The 20,546-nt window shown below is 46.1% G+C and carries 21 protein-coding genes; 8 read left to right on the forward strand and 13 right to left on the reverse strand.

Annotated features, from left to right (window positions below):
• Positions 1–103: 103 nt before the first annotated feature.
• The 4 genes from HU147_RS11755 (at position 104) to HU147_RS11775 (ending at position 4,027) form a co-directional block, all read left to right on the forward strand.
• On the forward strand, positions 104–1,039 hold the full coding sequence (locus HU147_RS11755) for an NADP-dependent oxidoreductase (RefSeq protein WP_224076415.1): 936 nt from the start codon (positions 104–106) through the stop codon (positions 1,037–1,039).
• A gap of 386 nt (positions 1,040–1,425) precedes the next feature.
• Positions 1,426–2,148 carry a hypothetical protein gene (locus tag HU147_RS11760; RefSeq protein ID WP_224076416.1) on the forward strand — a complete coding sequence of 241 codons (723 nt, stop codon included), beginning with the start codon at positions 1,426–1,428 and terminating at the stop codon, positions 2,146–2,148.
• 246 nt (positions 2,149–2,394) lie between these two features.
• Positions 2,395–3,144, forward strand: a complete 750-nt coding sequence (locus HU147_RS11765; protein WP_224076417.1) for a hypothetical protein — start codon at positions 2,395–2,397, stop codon at positions 3,142–3,144.
• Positions 3,145–3,544: 400 nt separating this feature from the next.
• On the forward strand, positions 3,545–4,027 hold the full coding sequence (locus tag HU147_RS11775) for a hypothetical protein (RefSeq protein WP_224076419.1): 483 nt from the start codon (positions 3,545–3,547) through the stop codon (positions 4,025–4,027).
• Between the two features lie 53 nt (positions 4,028–4,080).
• Here the strand turns inward: HU147_RS11775 and HU147_RS11780 are convergent, their stop codons facing one another.
• A complete protein-coding gene (locus HU147_RS11780) occupies positions 4,081–4,914 on the reverse strand; it encodes an AraC family transcriptional regulator (protein WP_224076420.1) in 834 nt (277 codons plus the stop codon).
• A 281-nt stretch (positions 4,915–5,195) separates the two neighbouring features.
• Here HU147_RS11780 and HU147_RS11785 point away from each other — a divergent pair, with 281 nt between their 5' ends.
• Entirely contained in the window at positions 5,196–5,585 is a 390-nt protein-coding gene (locus tag HU147_RS11785) for a VOC family protein (protein ID WP_224076421.1), read from the forward strand.
• 1,143 nt (positions 5,586–6,728) lie between these two features.
• Here the strand turns inward: HU147_RS11785 and HU147_RS11790 are convergent.
• The gene (locus HU147_RS11790) at positions 6,729–7,145 is read right to left on the reverse strand and encodes a GNAT family N-acetyltransferase (protein ID WP_224076422.1); all 417 of its coding nucleotides are present in this window, start codon (positions 7,143–7,145) and stop codon (positions 6,729–6,731) included.
• 77 nt (positions 7,146–7,222) lie between these two features.
• Between HU147_RS11790 and HU147_RS11795 the strand changes: the two genes are divergently transcribed.
• Positions 7,223–7,543, forward strand: a complete 321-nt coding sequence (locus HU147_RS11795) for a cupin domain-containing protein (protein ID WP_224076423.1) — start codon at positions 7,223–7,225, stop codon at positions 7,541–7,543.
• A gap of 256 nt (positions 7,544–7,799) precedes the next feature.
• Here HU147_RS11795 and HU147_RS11800 read toward each other — a convergent pair whose 3' ends face one another.
• The 4 genes from HU147_RS11800 to HU147_RS11815 all read right to left on the reverse strand — a co-directional run bounded on the left by HU147_RS11800 (position 7,800) and on the right by HU147_RS11815 (position 12,475).
• A complete protein-coding gene (locus HU147_RS11800) occupies positions 7,800–8,726 on the reverse strand; it encodes a bifunctional helix-turn-helix transcriptional regulator/GNAT family N-acetyltransferase (RefSeq protein ID WP_224076424.1) in 927 nt (308 codons plus the stop codon).
• 129 nt (positions 8,727–8,855) lie between these two features.
• Positions 8,856–10,862: an ABC1 kinase family protein gene (locus tag HU147_RS11805; RefSeq protein ID WP_224076425.1), complete on the reverse strand. Its 2,007-nt coding sequence runs from the start codon at positions 10,860–10,862 to the stop codon at positions 8,856–8,858.
• A gap of 221 nt (positions 10,863–11,083) precedes the next feature.
• On the reverse strand, positions 11,084–11,593 hold the full coding sequence (locus tag HU147_RS11810; protein WP_224076426.1) for a GNAT family N-acetyltransferase: 510 nt from the start codon (positions 11,591–11,593) through the stop codon (positions 11,084–11,086).
• Positions 11,594–11,680: 87 nt separating this feature from the next.
• On the reverse strand, positions 11,681–12,475 hold the full coding sequence (locus HU147_RS11815) for an MBL fold metallo-hydrolase (RefSeq protein WP_224076427.1): 795 nt from the start codon (positions 12,473–12,475) through the stop codon (positions 11,681–11,683).
• A gap of 593 nt (positions 12,476–13,068) precedes the next feature.
• Here HU147_RS11815 and HU147_RS19585 point away from each other — a divergent pair.
• Positions 13,069–13,164: a putative holin-like toxin gene (locus tag HU147_RS19585; RefSeq protein WP_220629479.1), complete on the forward strand. Its 96-nt coding sequence runs from the start codon at positions 13,069–13,071 to the stop codon at positions 13,162–13,164.
• Positions 13,165–13,421: 257 nt separating this feature from the next.
• Here the strand turns inward: HU147_RS19585 and HU147_RS11825 are convergent, their stop codons facing one another.
• The 6 genes from HU147_RS11825 to HU147_RS11850 all read right to left on the reverse strand — a co-directional run bounded on the left by HU147_RS11825 (position 13,422) and on the right by HU147_RS11850 (position 17,747).
• On the reverse strand, positions 13,422–14,078 hold the full coding sequence (locus HU147_RS11825; RefSeq protein WP_224076428.1) for a Yip1 family protein: 657 nt from the start codon (positions 14,076–14,078) through the stop codon (positions 13,422–13,424).
• 55 nt (positions 14,079–14,133) lie between these two features.
• Positions 14,134–15,006 (reverse strand): phosphotransferase family protein, encoded by an 873-nt coding sequence (locus HU147_RS11830; protein WP_224076429.1) that lies wholly within the window; start codon positions 15,004–15,006, stop codon positions 14,134–14,136.
• Between the two features lie 215 nt (positions 15,007–15,221).
• Positions 15,222–15,743 (reverse strand): DNA topology modulation protein FlaR, encoded by a 522-nt coding sequence (locus HU147_RS11835; protein ID WP_224076430.1) that lies wholly within the window; start codon positions 15,741–15,743, stop codon positions 15,222–15,224.
• Positions 15,744–15,817: 74 nt separating this feature from the next.
• On the reverse strand, positions 15,818–16,273 hold the full coding sequence (locus tag HU147_RS11840; RefSeq protein ID WP_224076431.1) for an SRPBCC family protein: 456 nt from the start codon (positions 16,271–16,273) through the stop codon (positions 15,818–15,820).
• A 104-nt stretch (positions 16,274–16,377) separates the two neighbouring features.
• Entirely contained in the window at positions 16,378–17,097 is a 720-nt protein-coding gene (locus HU147_RS11845; RefSeq protein ID WP_224076432.1) for a 3-ketoacyl-ACP reductase, read from the reverse strand.
• Positions 17,098–17,381: 284 nt separating this feature from the next.
• The gene (locus HU147_RS11850; protein WP_224076433.1) at positions 17,382–17,747 is read right to left on the reverse strand and encodes a nuclear transport factor 2 family protein; all 366 of its coding nucleotides are present in this window, start codon (positions 17,745–17,747) and stop codon (positions 17,382–17,384) included.
• Between the two features lie 81 nt (positions 17,748–17,828).
• On the opposite strand from HU147_RS11850, the gene HU147_RS11855 reads away from it, so the two are divergent.
• The gene (locus HU147_RS11855) at positions 17,829–18,020 is read left to right on the forward strand and encodes a hypothetical protein (protein WP_224076434.1); all 192 of its coding nucleotides are present in this window, start codon (positions 17,829–17,831) and stop codon (positions 18,018–18,020) included.
• Between the two features lie 247 nt (positions 18,021–18,267).
• Here the strand turns inward: HU147_RS11855 and HU147_RS11860 are convergent, their stop codons facing one another.
• Positions 18,268–20,382, reverse strand: coding sequence for a sensor domain-containing protein (locus HU147_RS11860; RefSeq protein ID WP_224076435.1), 2,115 nt, complete (start codon positions 20,380–20,382; stop codon positions 18,268–18,270).
• Positions 20,383–20,546: the final 164 nt, after the last annotated feature.

Raw genomic sequence — 20,546 nt, forward strand, 5'->3', positions numbered from 1 at the left:
GTTTTTTTAGGGAGAAAGGCGAAATGTTTCATTTTTCTCGAGTAACGGGAAACAAAGAGAATGTATGCAGAAAAACTGAATTCAAGGAAGGGGCAAGTCATTCATGAAGGCAATTGTTATTGAAGAATACGGTGGAAAAGAACAATTAAAGGAAAAAGAGATCGAGCGTCCGGCGATTTCACAGGATCAGGTGCTGCTGGAAGTGTACGCGACGTCCATCAACCAGATCGACTGGAAACTGCGTGAGGGCTATTTGAAAGAGCGGCTGCCGTTCGAATTTCCGATCATTCTCGGCTGGGACGCAGCAGGCGTCATTGCCGAAGTCGGTGAAGCGGTACGGGATTTCAAGGTCGGTGAGCGGGTATTCGCCCGCCCTGCGACGACCCGTCAAGGCACCTATGCAGAATTCGTGCCGGTGGAAGAGAATTTGCTCGCCCGCATGCCGGAGAACATGACGTTTGAAGAAGCGGCTGCGATTCCGCTCGCCGGGTTGACGGCCTGGCAGGCACTTGTCGATGTGGCAAAAATCAAGGAAGGCGACCGCGTCCTGGTCCATGCGGGTGCAGGCGGTGTCGGAAACTTCGCCATCCAGATCGCCAAAAGCTTCGGCGCCTACGTGGCAACGACCGCCAGCAAGCAAAACGAGGAATTTGTCAAATCACTCGGGGCGGATCTCGTGATTGACTATAAAACGGAACAATTTGAAGACGTCGTGAGCGATTACGATATCGTCCTGGACGCACTCGGCGGCGATGTGCTCGAGAAAAGCTACCAGGTCTTAAAAAAAGGCGGGCACTTGGTGTCCATCGCCGGGATGCCGTCCGAAGAAGACGCCGCAAAATACGGTGTAGAAGCAAGCTCCTACTGGCTTGAACCGCAAGGCGACCAATTGCAGCAACTGGCCGAGCTGTATGAGAAGGGCCAACTAAAGCCGGTCATTGGCGAAGTGTTTGAACTGAGTGAACAAGGGCTGCAAGACGCCCATGCATTGAGTGAAACGCACCACGCTAAAGGCAAGATCGTCATCCGGGTGAAATGAACCGAAACGGCTTGTAAAGCGATCCTGTAGGAAAAACCAGAAGCTTAAGACTTCTGGTTTTTCTATTTTGCTGCATGGGAAATGTGTCTTCTTGAGTCATAAACTTTTGGCAATTTGCGAAAGGAAGCGGAAATGCCCCCGCTAAGCGACGGAAATGGTGTAGAATCGAAGAAAAGAGACAAGCCGTCTACACATAAAGGAGAATGCACTCGTGAACGACACATCCAGTTTTCAAATGATCGCCGCTGTTGCGATTTTTGCCTTAATGGTCGGCGTCCCGCTCATCATGGTATTTGTAGTCTATAAGTTCAATAAGCGCAGCAACAAGTAAGGACAGCGGATTTCCGCTGATGCAGTACCATTTTAACCGATAAGGGGATGATGAAATGGAACAGCAAGAACAGCCAAAAACGGCAGCGAGCCAAATGAACGCAGCTGAAAAGTTGAAGCTCGCAGCGATTGCCACCGCTGCAAACGGCGCACTCCATGCGACGAAGAACGAAGGAACGAACGGTTCTTCTGATTTGATCGGCCTGGAACTCGTCGACAAGGTGCTCGCCCGCTGGCCAAAAGCTGCCAAAGCGGCGGCACAAAAAATCATCGATTATTACGGCGCACCCAATGAGATCACACCGAGCCGCCTGTTCTGGTACAATAATGGCCCCTGGAAACGGACGATCGCCTACCGGGAAGAAGCGCCGCACGATTTCCCGGTGCCGCATACCGATGTCCTCGAACAGACCATCAATTACCACGTACCGGCTGAAAAAGTAGGAGACATTGGTCTGTTTGACGGCAGCCTCATCGTTGCCCGGACCAAGGGGGAAGTGACGGCCAACTGCGACAACGAAGGCGCCAATATCCTGGCGCTGAATTTGATGCACGAAATCGTCACGGGCATCAGGACGCCGCAGGCAGCCCGTGATTTCGCTAAAGAAGAAATTGCCGCTTTCCTGATGGACCGTTCGGCGCCTTATGCAGAACATTTCCAGTTCGATTTGCCGCAAGGCGTACAATGGGATTCGGATCATGTCGCGGCAGCGGATGAGCTGTTGAAACAAGCCGTCAAAAAAGCGGCGGATGGCCTCGGATTGGGCGATAAAGAGTAAGTGTAGGACAGGAGCGAAAAGGCTTCTGTCTTTTTTTATGCGGTAAATGGAAAGGATGAACCGCAAGAAAGTAATCGCATGCTGAAGGGACCATACATCACAAATAGGATGTAGTAGCCGTTACGATGGGCCACAACCGAAATTGTGTTTTAAAAACAGAATAGTATGATAAATCAAAGGAACTTATTATAATAAAAGTGTCTCCTGTAGCCCGTCCTACATACTTTTGAAAGGTGATGACCTAAAGTGGCAAGGATTGATGAAATCGCACCGGATGTCTTTCGTATTTCCATTTATGTACCGGACTTTGGCATGCAATTTAACCATTTTTTGATTCAAGACGAGGAACCTTTATTGTTTGCGACCGGTTTTCGAATGTTCTTCCCGGAAATGCAGGAAGCGGTAGCCAAAATCATGAATCCGGCCAAACTGCGGTGGATCGGGTTCAGCCATTTCGAGTCCGATGAATGCGGTGCGTTGAATCAATGGCTGAAAATTGCTCCGCATTCAGAAGCAGTTTCCGGTTTTGTCAGCGGCATGGTCAACATCAATGACTTTGCCGACAGACCGGCGCATTTGCTGCAAAACGGAGAAGTGCTGAATATCGGGCAAAAGAAATTGCGTTATATCAGCACACCGCATGTGCCTCATGGTTGGGATGCAGGACTGTTTTTTGAAGAAAATGACCGGACCTTATTAACTTCTGATTTGTTTCACCAGAATGGCGACACAGCACCTTTGTCGAAGGAAAGTCTGGCGGAGCGGGCACGCGAAACATTATTGGCATTTGAAGAAGGCCCACTCGCCGGTTATGTGCCTTATAACCGAAAAACCGATAGAATTCTGCAGAATTTGGGCGAGCTTGAACCAAGAACGCTGGCCGTCATGCACGGGTCATCATTCTCAGGCAACGGCAAGCAGGAAATCCAGAATTTACGGGAAGTTTGGAAAAGCGTCATGGAAGAAACGAAAGACCAAACCCGCTTCGGCAATTAGATAGAGGCTTCATGAATTGTACCTATTTACTAAAAGAAATGGCCATCTAAAATGGGCTATTTCTTTTTATTGTGTAAAAAGTGTAAAATTCTGGAGAAAAGAGCATTTTTATCGGAAAGTGTCGTAAACTAATCTTAGGTAGTAAAAATTATCCCAAAAGGGAATGGGTGCCTTGGGATTAAAGATGAAGATTGGACTGCTGTTCTGTATTGCTCTTTTCTTGCTGACAGCTTGTGGGAGAACAGGAGACGAAGATGTTCAAACAGAAGATGTGGAAACAAAATAGACGCCGCGATATAACGATGAGGAACTGATTGGTACGGTCGCTGATTTTCTTCCGGACGGCAAATCATTTTATGTGAATCACGCCGAATGGCTTAAAAGAAATTCTCCAGGCGGAATGGGTACGGATGAAGGCCGTGGTTTCCATGCGGTGATTACGGACAAAACCGTTTTACAATTCGAAAACGGAGCTCCGGCGGAACTGGCTGATTTCAAGCACGGCCAAATAGTTAAAGTATTGCCGCCGACGGAAGAAGATTTGCCCGTCGAGGTTGATGAAATCACCATACTGGAAATGACATATGAGGAAAAATACGAACGCTTTCTCACCCATATAAAAGGCCATTACAATCTTGTAGTGATGTATGAAGAAGGCAATACCGGCGGGTTGGACGTGGAAAAAATGTTCGATAGGTTAAGTGACGATGTCGAACTGAATGCCGCTCAATTTCCTTATCCTGAGTATTGGGTAGTGGATTATAAAAAAGAACTAGACATTGAGAAATTTCCTGTCATTCTGGTGTTCGATACAGAAGGGCTGATCTTTAAAACCTATCAGGAAAAAGAAGCCTACAAATTTTTTGATGAACAGAAAGAGTAAATAAAAACAAGCTGCCTTCGGTAAAGTGAAAGCAGCTTGTTTTCATGTGTTTCCTATGTATGGTTATGTGTTTCTTTGGTAGCCGTGCGGTACTTGCCTGGCGTCTGTCCAGTTGCTTTTTTGAACGCCTGCTGGAAGTGTGTTTCGCTTTTGTAGCCGGTACGTTGAGCAATTTGCCTGATGGAGGCATCTGTATGCTGCAGCAAATAACGCGCCAACTGGATGCGGCATTGAATGGCGTACTGAATCGGGCTCATGCCGGTCTGTTCTTTAAATACATGGGCAAGGTAGTATTTGCTCAAGCCAATTTCTGTAGAGAACAGTTCCAGCGTTAATGCCCGGTGTGCGTTTTCTTCGATAAACCGTTTGGCCATCCTGATAAGCTGCCTGTGGTCGGTTGCTGTCCGGAGTGGCTCATTCAGGGAGCGTTCCAACACTTCAAAGAACAATTCCAGGAAAAGAGCAACCGTCTGCTGCTTATTGGCATAGGAGCTGCTGTTTTCTTCGATCAGCTGCAGAACAAGGGTTTTTAACCGTTCAAACTCCGCCGGCTGTTGCACCGGAGCCGCATGATGCGCTCGTACTTGGTTCATTTCAAGCTGCTTCACCAAATGGCCGGAGCAGTTAAGGGACAGGCAACTGTAGGCTTGGCCTTTAACGGAAGCTTCTGCATGCCAGTCGCCGGCATTGCAAAGAACCAGTGAACCGGCAGTGGCGGTGTAGGTTTTCTGGTTGATGGAAAAGCGGCTTTGGCCTTCCAGCACGAGAATGATTTCACACGATTCCGGATGGACGTGGAGCGGCTTGATATGCCGTCTGTCGCTCGTACAGTGGATCATGTCGGCGGAATGAAAAATAAAGGGAAGCTGAAAGTGGTTCGGGTCCATGGCAAGCACTCGTTTCTAAAAAGGATAATACATCCATTATAGCAAGAATTAATATAAAATATTGTAAAAAGCGGGGAAAATAGAAGTTTTGTTCTATTCGACAGCAAGAATTAATAGAATCCAACTTATAACTGAATCACTTTAAGCAGCAGAAGTGTTGATATCTGAAAATTTAAATAAATAAACCGGATACGGTAGTAAAACACATAAATCAGCACTATAATGGCGATACACCCAGCGTCCACAAACGAAAAATTTAAATGACAGAAAGGATGAGCGGAATGGCAACGGATTTTTGGATCAATTTGCCGGTAAAAGATTTGAACAGATCAAAGGAGTTTTTCCAGAGCTTGAATTTTACGGTAAACGAGCGGTTTTCGGATAGTGAGCAGATGGCGGGTGTTGTGGTTGGTGAACATAATTCCATGATTATGCTATTTCCGGAAGCGACTTTGGAAGGATTTGCACGAAATCCGATGACGGATACAGCAGCAAGCACGGAAGTATTGCTGTCGATTTCAGCAGATTCGCGTGAAGAAGTCCAGGAGATGTGCGAGAAAGTGATTCAGGCAGGCGGCAAGATATTTAGCGAGCCTGGAGAAACAAATGGCATGTACGGAGCAGGATTTTGCGATTTGGATGGACACCGATGGAATTTGCTGGTGATGTAAAGACAGCAAGCAATACTAATGATGAAGAACTGAACTTGTATGAGATTAGTTCAACTACTAGTTAAAGATGGTTCAATGGCACAGAAACATTAACAGAAAGAAATCTCACAGCAACCAAATGATTTCAATGAGACGAAATCGACTTAATTTTTCTGTAAGACAACTCAAACAAAAATCAACGTGTCGATCGAGTTGAATAAGTAAATTGAAGTAAAATGTACCAAAACAGCAAAAAAACAAAAACGTCGAAAATAGCTCAAAATCAGCCGAAAAATCGGTTTCGTCTCACTGTCTTAAGTATACTTACTAAATGAAACGCTACTTCCGATAATTTATATTATGTAAACTTAATTATTTTTTAAGAATTTAGGCCGTTGTTTTCTTACACTCTCCTCTTGTTGCGTCTATGAGAAGTCTTTAAAACGATTCATACACGCAGATCACTACCTTCGGCTTTTTCATCAGCTAAGGAGAGTCATTCTATTCGTTGGGCTTAAATAGGTTTCCTACTAACCCTCGTACGCTCCCGTATAGTGCGGAACATAATGTCACCATTAACCAGAACGAATAAGCATCCATTACGTACATGTAAATAATCGCGTAGATTGAAAAACCGACCAGGCCAATGCTCAGTGCCACATCAATGATTGGTGAAAACATTTTCCAAAGACTTTTCAGCTTCATCACAAAGAACCTCCCTAATGTCCTTCTGTTAATGACCAGCATTTCGCGATTGAACTTTCGGTGCCGCGGCGATATATGGAAAGTTGCTAGGTTCAGATAGCCTCTCCAATTTCTTAATGACCCACTATATAGCGCAGCAAGCTTATAGGGTCCCAGTTTATGCTGATGTTCGGCTTTAGACTGAACCGTACTTGTCTGATGTTTCTTCCGCTTTAGCTTCACGATCTCCGCTTCGAAAGCTTATATCATAAGGAATTCTAGGAAAAGTGCTTTTTCTTTAAGCAATTTGAATTTGGCTAGCGTTCTTTCACGCATTAATCGGATTTTATTCATCTTTCTTCTTGTTTACAATCCATCTTGAACTCATTTCGCGGAATGTTTGATGAGCTTATTGTATCTGAAATGACAGAAAATTACCATGTAATTTTATTGATTTTCAGGACAAGTAAAAAGGAACGATTACCCTTCTTTACGTGCTCTTGCCATGCCGATCGTAAATTTCTTAAAACCTGACGTCTCATAATAAGACTCCAATTTCTCATCACACATCAGCTGCGGAATGACCCGGTGCCTATCACATTGTTCAATCAGTCCGCTTATCAGCTTGCGCCCGATGCCCATACCTTGATAGCTTGGCAAAACACCGACTCCGCAGATCAGTCCGGTAATCACGCCATCTGAGATAATCCGTCCCATTCCAACCAACTTATCGCCTTGGTAAGCATACAGCACGTACCAGCTTTGCTCGCACATTTTCTGCAGCTCATTTGCTGTTAAGCCAAGTGAATCCCATTTTAGTTCCTCGTATAACTGGTAAACCGATTCATTACATGCTGGCGGTTCTATCGTAATCCAAATATCCTTTGAGAATTCCATAAAATTCACGCTCCTGTCTTTTCCTCTTTTCTTTGATCTTTATATAGCCAAATTAGTGAATCAAGGAGGTTAGCGAAATGATGCCACAACAAACCATTATCAATCAACAATCAGGCCAGCGCATGATTTTCCGCCAAACGGCAAAAGATACGGACGGACAATTACTGGAAATTGAATCGTTCAATCCCCCTTCAACTGAAAAAGAACCGGAACACGTTCATCCGAAACAGGAAAGCTCAGCTGAAGTGCTGTCTGGTACCGTGCATTTTTCAATCAATGGGCGGATCCAAATTGTTAAAGCAGGAGAAAAAGTCGTCATCCCGCCTGGAGTCCCCCACTATTTCTGGAACGAGGGCCACTGGAAGCGCGCACAATTCAACGGTTTACGCCGGCTTTAACAATCGAACAGTTTTTTAAATCATATTTTGCTTTAGCCAATGAGGGGAAGCTGGACAACAACGGGATGCCGCCTCTTTTGATTACTTCACACCTCGGGCTTCAGCATCAAGATGACATCCGCGTGACTAAGCCGCCTTGGATCGTCCAAAAATTCCTTTATACCCTACTGGTTCCCGTAAGGTTGATATTGCGACGCACCAAACGATAAGAGAAAAAATCCTTTGCGGCACTTGGGGGTTAGCAAAGTGCCGTCTTTTAATGAAGAACCAGCTCCAAATCCCAACGTTCTTCAATCAATTCCTGATCGGTCCATTCGGCATTCGGTTTTTGCTCGGTGCATTCAAATCCGTATTTGCTATACAGATGCCGTGCAGCTTCAAGAATATGGACGGTCCATAAGAAAATATGGCGGTAGTTCTGCGCCTGGCAAAACGCCAAGGCTGTGTTCATCAGGCTTTTGCCGATGCCTTGGCCCTGGAACCGATCATCGAGCACAAACCATCTCAATTGAGCGGTATGGCCATCTACGCGCGCAATGGCAATCGAACCCGCGATTTCCCCGTCCACTTCCGCAATCCACAGTTCACCGCCTTGCCGGTCCATTAGAAATTCTGATAATCCCTTCATGACATAGTATTCAAAAAGCTCACTGAAGCCATAGGCTTTGTTGTAAAGTCGGCCGTGCAGATAAGAGACATACCCCAGTTCCCCGGGCTGAAACGGCCGGATAAGGACGCTCAGCGCTTGCGGCTCTTCATGAGTCAGCAATTTCTCCACTGTATGCATGGCACTTGTCAATTGGTCCAATTGATGTGGAGTCAGCGAATCAATCATCTTTGCGACTTCTTTATTGGCTTCGTCCACCAAGGCCAAATGAACTTTTTCTCCGGAGCCGGTCAAGTGAAGCAAATGCTGTCGTTTGTCGGAAGGTGCTTGTTTTTTGGCAATGAGCTTGTCGTCTTCGAATTTCTGGATGATGCGGCTCATATAGCCCCGGTCAATGCCCAGTTTCTCGCGGATTTCCGTTGCCGTGATGCCGGTTTTCCCGTAAAGCTCAGCAAGGACGCGAGCTTCGCTTAACGGATACGGCTTATGATAGATTTCCTGGTCAATTTTGCCGAGAATGTTGGCATAATGCCGGTTGAATCGGCGGATTTCTTCAATTTTTGCCAAGTCTGCCACACTCAACACCCCTTTAGTTTTCAGAATTTTTAATTACGCATAGAATAACGTTAGTAGTTGACTTAGTCAACTTATTTTCCTCAAATAAAAACCATCCAGCTCATAAGACTGGATGGCTTCAGTACTAAACTAATTGTCGTTGCTGCGCTTCATATCCCGTATGGCCTGCACCGATAGACGGACAAGCAGGATGACGCACAGGAATAGGCCCGTATAGGCTGCGGTATTCAAGTAAACCGCATAGGCGGTATTGATAAACTGGGCAATGGCCAGCAACGCGGATGAAATCAATCCGAATGTGATGCCCGTCATCAATAGCACCAGGCGTGAAAACATCTGCGTGATGAAGTTGGCATTGTGCCGGTCGGAAAATACATCGTGATGCAGGATGATCTTGCCGCTTTCAACCCGTTCCACCAGCCGGTCCAATCGCTTCGGCAGCCGGACCAGTTCCGGAATCACCAGAGCCAGCTCGCTTTCCAGCCGGTCTTTCACGGCTTTCGGTTCTTTGAACGGCTTTTTCAGGAAATCCGACTTGTATTTTTGGGCAAAAGCCTTGGCTTCTGTAAACATATCAAATGTCGGGTCGATGGTATGCAGCGTGCCGTCGAGCGTAATGAGTGAGCGGAGCGCCGTTCCGACAGACGGATAGAACGACAGCCCGAAATCGCGCACCAGGTCAAACAAGGAATGGATCAGCTCGGTTGTCGGAATCCGGTGGACATAGGAGATCTTCAACAGGATCTGCCCGATCGCCTGTTCAAAGCGGTGCCGGTCGATTTGCTGATTGTCTTCCACTAACAGCATAATCGAGTCGTAAATGACGCTCGCATCGCCTTGCTGCACCCCGATGATGAACAAACTGAGCCCTTCCTGCTGCGGAGAAGCAAGTCTCCCCACTGCCCCGAAATCGAGCAGAATCGGTTTGCCGTCCTGTTCATCAATAAAGATGTTGCCCGGATGTGGATCCGCATGGAAGATGCCGGAATCCAGCATTTGTTCAAAAAACGAAAACAGTACGGTGCGGGCGAAATCTTTTTCATTGCTGCCAAACTGATGGAAGACGGCGCTGCCTTGAGCGATGCTTTTGCCTTCCACATATTCCATCACAATCAGTTTGTCGCTGCTGTACTCGGTATAGACATGCGGAATGCGTACTTTATAAGGGCTGTTCTTCATGGCATTCGTGATTTGGATCGTGTTGCGGATTTCGATGTTGAAATTGATTTCTTCCCGAAGCCCTGCAGCAAAACCGATGGCCAGTTCACGGAATCCGAGGTTTTCAGCCCACACGGAGCGGTTCGATACCCATTCTGCAAATTCCACCAGGATGTTCAGATCATCGCGCATGATGCGTTTGATCTCCGGCCGCAGCAATTTCACCACCACGTGGCGGTTGTCTTTTTTCAAAACAGCTTTATGCACTTGCCCGATGGACGCAGCAGCGAGCGGCTCCATATCAAAAGAAGAAAAAACTTCTTCGAAGCGTCCGCCTAACGAAGTTTCCAAAATGTCCTGGACCTGGCTGTTCGGAAGCGGCTTTACCCGTTGCTGCAGCGTGCCCAATTCTTCGACAAAGGCGGGCGGAAACAGTTCGGTGCGCGTGGACAGCACTTGGCCGAATTTGATGAAGATGCCGCCGCTTTGTTCCAGTGTATCCCGGAACGCGATTGCCAGTTCCCGGTCGTTTTCCCGGTGCCTGGCGTACTTCAACGCTCTGGAAATCCCGTTGCGAAGCGCAATTTCCACCACTTCGCGCAGCCGTTTTTGCCGGCGCCATTGATGCTGCAGGCGCTTAAAGATAAATTTCCTGCCGGTGATGCGTTCTCCTTTGGCGCCCAGTTCAATTGGATCGAACAATTCAAAGAGCAAATACAGGAGCATCGAAATCAACAGGATGCTGCCGACCCAAACAATCGTACTGACGTCTGTCGCGGTATTCAGGACACTTTCGGACAGATAATCGGTATAGCGCAAATAGGAATACCAATATACAAATGTCGTCAACGATACACCGAGCACGACCGACAGCACCCGTTTTGTGAAATTGACTTGTGCACCCATCAAACGTCCGCTGACAAAATAAATGAAAACGGTGATGAGCAGCACCTCTAAGAGCAGAATTGCATAAACCATTCGCAGTCTCCTTTCAGGAAGGAAATAGTCGCAATAATAAAAAAGAAAAGTTCATTTACCTAGTATAGCAAACATTGTCCGATTCGTTTCGATGTACTCTGTGGAATGAGCAATTTTTACAATTGCGGGTTCCCATAAAAAAAGACCTATGGAAGGTCCATTTAGTTCTGAGTTCGATATGTCCTGTATCGCTTTAAACAGGTCGGCAGGTATCTTGGCGGTCAATCATTTACTGCCAGTTCAAAATACGGTTCTTCTTGTCCGGTGTCGTCAAACCAGCGCATCTCTATATACTGCAGGCCGGCTTTTCGGAGCACACGGATAGAGCTTTCATGCCCCGGTGCAGCAGAAGCTGTAATCATATGTACTCCAGGATGCTCCTTGGCCAGGTCCACACAAACTTGAGCGGCTTCGGTGGCATAGCCTTTTCCCCAGCTGTCTTTCGCAAAATGATAAATTAATTCCACTTGTTCAAGAGAACCCTGGACATTAAAGCCTGCTGCGCCGATCACCTTTCCAGACGCCTTTTCAATGACCGCGTACACGGAAATTCCGTTTTCAACGTGGCATTGTCTATAGCTCTCTAAGACGCGTGGAAGCGCATCTATCGGCGTTGGCCCGCCGGATGCGGCCATTACTTCCGAATCGCCCCAAAAGCGTTCTGCAGCGCTTGCATCCTGTTTTGAGAAGACGCGCAGCACCAAGCGGTCGCTTTCCATTATTTTTGTCAATGAATCTACCTCCAATAAATGTTTTCAAAAACGAGCGGAAACGCGTGAATCAGCGCGGCTTAACATACAGAGCTTAAGCTTTTGGTGTTACTGATGCTCACCCTCTATTATAGAAGTGACAACGTGCCGGGAATCCCATTGGTTTTCTGAAAAGCCGATAATCGGATAATCAAGCGGAAAAATTTTTTGCTTGATTTCTTCGACCGACAAGCCCTCCCTGTTCATAGATTGAACTTTCAATGTGAGCTTTTCAAGATTTTGCAGCTTTTTCTCAATCATTTCCCGGCCGTTTTCAAAATAACCGGAATGACTACAAAACAACGAATCAAAATCATACTTGAGTAGTTTGCGGAGCGACGCCATGATGAGCGGAATCGATTCGCTGTCCATGATGACCTTGGTTTTAGGGGCAACAAACAAATCCCCGGAAAACAGCTGTCCCGTTTTTTCGTTCAGAAAAGACACATGATCGTCTGCATGGCCAGGCGTCTCGATAACAGTCCATTCCTGAGTCCGGGAACGGATCGTTTCCGGAAGCGGCAAGGCTCGGAACGCTTTTCGGCCGCCCCAGGTTTGCTTTCTGTATTCCGGGTAGTTTCCCGGCTGTTCGCAGAGAGGAATGCTTTTATGATGCAAATAAATTGGAATATTAAGATGTTCCTGGATCCACGCGGCTGTTCCCGTATGGTCTTCATGGCTATGTGTAAGTGTGACCAGGTCCATTGGATGTTCTTTGTAAAAGCGGATCAGTTCTTTTTGTAGTTTTTCCGCTCCGGTGTCCACCAGCATGCCATCGACCAAATAGACAAAGACTTTCCGGCCAAAACTTTCAATCGTCCCTTCCACACAAATAACGTTTTCTTTCTGATAAACCTCGATCATCGATTTCCCTTCTTTCTTCTGTCAACAGATTTATCGCTTCTCTCTTTTAAAGGGTTCTTCTTAAAGCGCCCTTAGTCCTTCTGTGTTCAGCTCATTTTTTTCGTTCTTGTTGGCGGTTTTGGTTTTAGTTGTTATTCCTTATGTAGATACCTACATTTATTACACTTTTCTTTCTTCATTGATTATTAAGCCGTCAAGATCGATAATTCTCTCATTACTTTGCTTCTTCCTGAGTATTCGGTGGTTTAAATATACACGCCTCTCTAAAAAAGAAAAATCGCATTCCACACATTCAATGCCGTTTTTCGCTTTTTAACCGATTTGCTTTTAAGTTTTTTATTCTTAATACTCTCTACCTCTTCCTTATAAAATCCATCATACTTACGATAAAAAAAGCCGTTAAGATTGAGCGGAATCCTCAATCTTACCGGCTTTTTGGTTAGAAATCATGGTAGGTTCTTTTTATAAATATCCTCAATACGGGAACGTGTGTATGGTATAATTAGAAAGGTAGCAATTAGTGGATGTTCATAGGCGGTTGCATGTCTCACTTTCCAATCAGTTTTTGCTGAACGGGAAAGGAGGTGATGCAAATGACAGTTTTTCAAGCACTGACATTGATGATTAGCTTTTCTGGCTTAATCGTTTCAATCATTGTGTTGTCATATACTTTTTCGAAAAAAAAGTAAACCGCCTGTGCTCCCCAGCATAAGGTACGGTTTACTTTGGTACTGACATGCGATCGCCTTTGAAGCGATGCTCGTTGTTATTGGCCGTTGGGTGTTCGAGCACCCAATGGTCTTTTTTATGTGCTTATCTCCATTCATTATACCATTCCCGAAAAGGATTGCAATTAGGCAATGATTTTTGCTGTGAGGGACAGTTGTTTCGGGACATCACCCTATCCGTTTTTTCTAAAATAAAAAAGAAGACCGAAGTCTTCTTTTTAAACGGAGAATCCTATGAATAGGATAGCGATCAGCACTACAATTGCAACGATGATAATTCCGATAACGATCGACGGAATCATGATGGTGAAAAAGCCTTTCCAACTGGAAATCCGGTGCGCTTCCCCGATCGCTTTGGCATTAATGAAAATGCTCCAGATTGTCACAACGGTGATGAGAACGGAACCAACCAAGGTGATGACAAGCTCGCCCCCGCCCCCTGACGTTCCGAGCGGTTCTGCAAAATAGGTTGCTGGAGCAGCCAATATCCAGATCAAATACACCGGAAGCAGCCAGATCTGCGGGATGGCTGCAGCCCCTACCGCTTTAAAAAGTTCCATATACGTCCCTGTCCCTTTAAAAAGCTTGCCTGTAATCAAGTAAACGCCTGCCATAATTGCATAAATGATCAGGATAAAAATTGGCCCGGCAATGACTGAACTTAAAATGATTCCCCATACCGGCATCATTTGGTTCATTTCTGAATCAAAAGCGCCGACAAGGGCACTGCTGATGCCCGATAAAATCATTAAGAGGATAACAAACCCCATCGATTTTTCTTCAATCACATAACGGACTGCTTTTCTTGTTTTCAGCCAGATCGCTGTGAACGGATTCACTTCTCCGTAGCTTTCTTTCTCTTTAAATTGCACCATTTGAATCCCTTCCTTCTTTCTACTAATACGGACCAACAGCAAGAAAGTTTCGAGATCACGTCGATTTCCCGGATTTTAGTTTCTTGAATTTATCCAAAGCGTGGTTCCATTGAACCGTTTCATTATTTTTCACTGTACGGAGCAGTTCGTGGAAAACAGGCTGCAGCCCGTAAAATTTCTTTACCAGCTGCCAGATGCTTTCTTTATCTGCTGAACCGTTGTAATGTTCAAGAACCATTTGGGTGAATGTTGGCCCATAATCCCAGTAGATTCCTGCAAAATCGAAAGCAGGATCACCGATTTGGGCATCGGCAAAATCGATAACACCATTGATTCGCTTATTTTCCGCATCAAATAGCAAATTCGAAGCGGTCAGATCACCGTGAATGACGGTTCTTGTGTTCGCTTCGCTGGAAGCAGCAAAAAAATCGGCAAATGTGCTTTGAATGTCCAGACGCTCTTCTGTAGAGAAATGCGGAAAAATTAATTGGTCAATGTCGCGGTAGAGTTTTTCCCAAAACAGCTGGGTATGCCGCATAGGCAAATAATCCGGCACCGGCATGCCGTGCAATTGAGTTAAAAACTCTCCAAGCAGCCGTGCATTATCTTCCGATAGCACTTCCCTTGAACCGATCGCTGCATCCCCTTCAATCAAGTCATAACAGCTGCATATCAGTTGCTGCTTGCCGTCGTTTAAAAGTGTGGGTTGAGGCACTTTAAGGTTTAAAGCGGTTTGTTTCCGCAAGTCATGAAGCAAACGCGTTTCAATTTCTACACGTTCAGCTACCTTTTCTATTTTGGGAAACCTGAACACCAATTGGTTGTTGACGACAATAACGTCATTGTCCCATCCCGTCTTTTTTTCATCAAGTTGTTGGATGTTCAAATGCGGCATTGCAGTTTGGATAAAGTGAAGCATCTCTTTCATTTCCATTGCGTTCTCCTTTTTTTGATTGCGGTTTTGATTTTTTGATGTTAGCCTTATGTAGTTTTCTACATATATTAGAGAAAAACCCGTTTTATTAATAATTTTTCTTGCAGGACCGCTTCTAAAGGATGATTTCCCTGGACGCATGCTGCGAATACAACTTATTTCATTTTAAGGATTCTTTTTCCCCTTTCTTTTGCTCCCTTCTCTGATCACTAAGGTCCTCTGATCTCCCACTTATTGTTTACCTTTAGTTCTTTAAGCTCTCCCTGCGTTTTGACAATCGTTGTTTTAGCCTGGCAATGCTGCAACTTTTCCAGGAATTCCGGCCTCATGGTTTCTTCAAAATAACGGTTCCAGCCGAACATCTTGAAAAAGATGCGAAGCGTCTGCCGGTAATTCGCCTTTTCCAGCATTAGCGTCTGTTTTATATAGCGTTTAATGATGCGCCAGGTCCGGGTTCTTGGAGGGAAATCCAAAAAAATAATCCAATCCGCTTTTTCCAGCCCCTGATCGGTCCAGCCGATATGCACTCCTTCAATCACCCACTCTTCAAGTTCGACCGCTTCCTGGAAAAGCTTATTGCGTTTTTCTTCGCTGTTCCGCACGTCACCGCCAGGCTTCCGCTCCCAGACAAAATTATCCGTTTCAAAACGGGGAATGTTATATGCCAAAGCGGCTTTTTTGCCCAGCGTCGTTTTGCCGCTTCCCACCGAACCAATAATGTACATTCGCATAGTCTGTTCTGGCCTCCTTTAGGTTTCTTTCAATAAAAAAACCGGCAGCCGCTTTTTTGCAGTTGCCGGATCTTTTATACAAGTTTGCCTGCTTCCGACTCGACCCGGTCCATGAACGCCCGTACCGTTTCCTGGCGTTTTGCTGTGTTGCCGGAAAGCAGCATCGCTTTGCCCGTCAACGTCAAACCTTTTTGGGAACCTTCGTAAATAAAGCGGGTTTCCGTTTCGGATATTTTCAGTAGCGTATAGCGGTAATCCACTTGGAACAATTGGCTCATCACAAAACGAATATGCCGGTGTTTCCGCTCAGGCAAATCTTCATAAGCAACGGTCTCCACAACATAATATTGCAATTGCGTGCCTTCGTAATAGCTCTGTCCGTGTTTGGCTCCCGCTTCGTCGTCGTTATTTTCCAGTAGGGTGTGTTCTTCCACTTTCGGCAGAAGCCGTTTGACATTTTTGTCGGAGAACAAACGCCATACCGTTTCGATGTTTTCCGGAATCACCCGCTCTTCTTTCCATTTAACCATTCGACTCTCTCCTTACTGATGCTAATGCGTTCCATAGCACTAGCGTATCATAAACGAGGCAAAAAAATCTCCGGAAGCGGTAAGCCTCCGGAGATCGGTTTTCATTAAAAAGGATTGGTCGCCCACTGGCTGGACGTCGGGATGAAGATTCGCGGATGCAGTTTCAGCTGCGCCACAATGTATTCTGCGATGTCTTCCGGCTGCATGAACTTCTCTTTGCTGTTTTCCGGTGCTTCCCCGCCGCCGAAATCGGTAATGACCCGGCTTGGCGTCAAAGCAAATACCCGGATATTGTGTTTGCGCACTTCCTGCGACAACGATTCCGTCATGCCGAGCACCCCGAACTTCGAGGCGCTGTACGCACTTGACCCGGCTGTCCCTTTGAGTCCGGACATTGACGAAATATTGATGACGTCGCCGCCGTTTTTCTCAATCAATTGCGGAAGCACCGAACGCGTCACATAATACATGCCGAGCAAATTGACATCAAGCGTCTTTTTCCAGTCGGCCGGATCGATTTCCAGAAACGGCCCGAAACTGCCCATTCCGGCATTGTTGATGAGGATGTCTGCCTTCCCGAGAGCCTCAGTCAACCGGGACACGGCATGTTCCACTTGTTCCATTGAAGAGACGTCCGCTGTCGCATAGGCTGCTTTTACGCCGAGTGCTTCCGCTTCTTCCGCTACTCCCTTCAAATCGTTTTCCGTGCGGGCGATCAGCCCGACATGAACGCCTTCATTCGCCAACGCGAGCGCCGTTGAACGGCCGATTCCTTTACCCGCTCCTGTGATGAATGCGATTTTTCCTTTTAATGATTGCGCCATCATGCATTCCGCCTTTCGTTTTCTTAATCCTGCATAATCCCTTGTTTCCCTTTTTCTGCAGTTCTACACTTCACATGGAAAGGAATAAAGGAAAGGGATTGAAAGAAACACGGAATTTGGCTGCAGCTAAAAAATGAGCCAGACCTTCAGGCATCCGGCTCATTTGAAGCATCCCACTGGGTATATTGATAACGGTCAGCCGTTGTATTAACGCAGCTCATCAAAAGTTTTTTTAAATATCGCATTTTCTGCCCTCTAATTCAGCAAACTGTCTTGTTTAGAAATCATTCTTTCATGTCAAGATAGAACGACGTCAGTTCCTTGATTTTTCCGGCTCCGTCCATGACATAAACATCACAGTAGGTATACACTTTTTCTTGTCCCGTGTCCGTATTCGCGTGCATTTTCCCTTTTAACGCCACTTCGTTTCCGCTGGCAATCAGATTTTCAATCGTCAACGCCACGTTGGTTTCATTGCCCATGCCCATTTCCTTGACGCAGTCTAAAAAGGCCTCGCGTCCAATCATTTTGTTGCCATACATCGACCACGCCACATCATCCGTCACATGGTCAGCCAAAAAATCAATGTCTCCGTCTATAAAGGCCTGGTTCACTTTAGTGAAAAATTGCTGATTGGTTACGACCGACATGATGGTTGCTCCTTTCGCTCTTTTGATTTTTGCCGTATTTACGGTACACTTAAGCTACAACAAAAGATGGAGGACCGCTTCATGAAAACTTCGACCATATTACTGATCATACTCGGCTTTATGCATGCCTTGACATTGATCAACATTTTGCTTTTTGAAGGGATGTTTAACGACATCGTCTTTTTCTTTAATACAGCGATTTTCTTTTTTGCTTTTGCTTTTTACACCAAGCGGCAAGGCAATCCCAAAAAATCAGCCGATTTGAATGACTGACAGATGAAACGAAATCATTTTATGGTTTCGTTTTTTTTGTGCCTTCTTTTTTGAATAAAAGCTTGCCACCTCCTTGTTTGCCGGCAACGTCAGAAAATCCTCGCAGCACAAAAAGCAGCCCTACAGCAATCTATTTAGAATGCACCAGGCTGCTTCGAGCAACGGTTCGGGGATAAGATTGGAAAATCCCATCCAATCGTACTAATAAATTTCCCCTTTTTATTAATTTTACACCTGATTTTAAAAATCATTTGAGCTTTGGCCAAGTCTGGAAATCGAGGTCGGAAGCCGGTCTTGGCGGACTGAAATAATAGCCTTGCCCTTCATCGCATAGCTCTTGTTCCAAAAAGCCAAGTTGGTCCTGATTTTCTATGCCTTCTGCGATGACGCCAATATTCAGCTTATGCGCAAGTGCGATGATGGACGATGTAATGGCTTTGCCGTTCCGGTCCTCTTCGATGTCCCCGATAAAACTGCGGTCGATTTTCACCCGGTCAAAAGCGAATTGGCGAAGATAGCTGAGCGATGTATAGCCTGTGCCAAAATCATCGATCGACATGGAGACGCCGAGTTCTTTCAAGCGCTGCAAACTTTCTTTTACGATTTCTGTGTTTTCCATCAAGATGCTTTCTGTGACTTCCAGTTCAAGCCACCTGGGTGAAAGTCCCGTGGCCATCAATATATTCTGCACGGTCGCCACAAAATTGGGGTGTTTTAACTGGATCGTCGAGATGTTGACGCATACTTTAAACGGCGGGTGCCCGGCATCTTGCCAGTTTTTGAGTTGCCGGCAAGCGGTTTCAAGCACCCATTTGCCGATGTGTACGATTTCGCCGCTTTCTTCTGAAATCGGAATGAAATTATCCGGCGGCACGAAACCAAGTGTCGGATTGTCCCAGCGGATCAACGCTTCCATGGCAGCCAGTTTGCCCGTTTTCAAATTGACGATTGGCTGGTAGTGAAGGCAAAGTTCTTTCTTCTCAATGGCGTTTTTCAAATCTTTTTCAATGGCTACTTTGTAGATGGTTTTAAAATCGAGTTCTTCCGAATAAACCGTATAATCATTGGAGCCGTGTTTTTTGGTGAAATACATCGCCGTATCCGCTTTATGGATCAATTCGGCCGCCCGCTCTGCCGGCTCGCCGGCAAACGCGATGCCGATGCTCGCTGAAATGGTGACCGAATGGCCATCGACTTCGAACGGTTCGCGCAAAATGGCGACCAGCCGCGCAGCAATGCGCTCCGCCTCGCTCATCTCTACCGTCGGCAGCAAGACAGCGAATTCATCCCCGGCAATCCGTGCGACGGTATCGCCTTTCCGGAGATTTTCCTGCAGCCGCAAAGAGACGGTTTTCAAAAATTCATCGCCGAGATGATGCCCCAGCGAATCGTTGATAAACTTGAACCGGTCCAAATCCAGAAACAGTACAGCCGGCTTGGCATAGCTGATTTTCGAGAATTCAATCGCTTGCTGGACCCGGTCTTCAAACAATCGCCGGTTGGGCAATTTGGTCAAGGGGTCGTAAAACGCCAGGTTTTCCATTTGCTGCTTGTAGCGCACTTTTTCCGTAATGTCTTTGGCAATGCCGTAAGCCCCGACAATTTCGCCATCCTGCTTTTTGGGGAAATTGGTAACTTCCAGATTCAAATAGGTGCCGTTTTTATGGAAAACAACGATTTCGTATTGATTGGTGCGGCCTTGAAGCGCCTCCCGGAAAAAATTGAAGGTTTTCGGCAAATATTCAGGTACGATTAACGGGGCAAAGGACATTTGGAGCAATTCCGGAATTGTGTAGCCGGTCAACACTTCACAGCTCGGATTGGCATCGGTGAAAGTGCCGGTGGAATCAAAAGCAAAAATGGCATCCGGATTGCTGTAAAAAAGCGAATGGAACCGCTCGTTGTTTTCCTTTAGCCGAAGGGCGGCGGTCACTTCTTCGGTAACATCAATCACAGCCCCTGCCATCACAATTTCGCCGTTGATGCTTGATTTCTTGGAATGGATTTCGCTGTGGATAAGCGAACCGTCTTTTCGGATCACCCGCACACGGTAGCGGGCCTCTATAGCCCCATGGTGGAGACGCTCATGGATATGCCGTCTCACGACCTGCAAGTCCTCCGGATGAACGATCAATTCCAGCGCTTTTTCATGTCCGATGATTTCCTCTTTTGAATAGCCTGTGAAAATGCAGAAGGCCTGATTGAAATAAGTGAAGGCATTGCCGTTCAATATATACATGCCGACGGTAGCCTCTTCGACCAGGCTCCCGAACAATTCAGTCAGCAGCCGGACCTCTTCGGGTTTCGCCGACAGGACATTGCCTTTGGCTATGTCGTAATATCCTTTGCCGTTTCTTTTCATTATGTAACCTCCTTGGTGCATCCATGCCCGGCAGCTGCCAGTTTGCCTGTTAATTATTATTTTACCACTTTTAATGGATGGATAAGCCTTATCCGTAATAATTTTTGGATTTTTTTTACTGTTCCATAACGCCGCTGATGCGGGATTTCAGCGCAAAAAAGCCG

This window comes from Planococcus chinensis, assembly GCF_020071995.1.
In the GTDB taxonomy this organism is placed as follows: domain Bacteria; phylum Bacillota; class Bacilli; order Bacillales_A; family Planococcaceae; genus Planococcus; species Planococcus chinensis_A.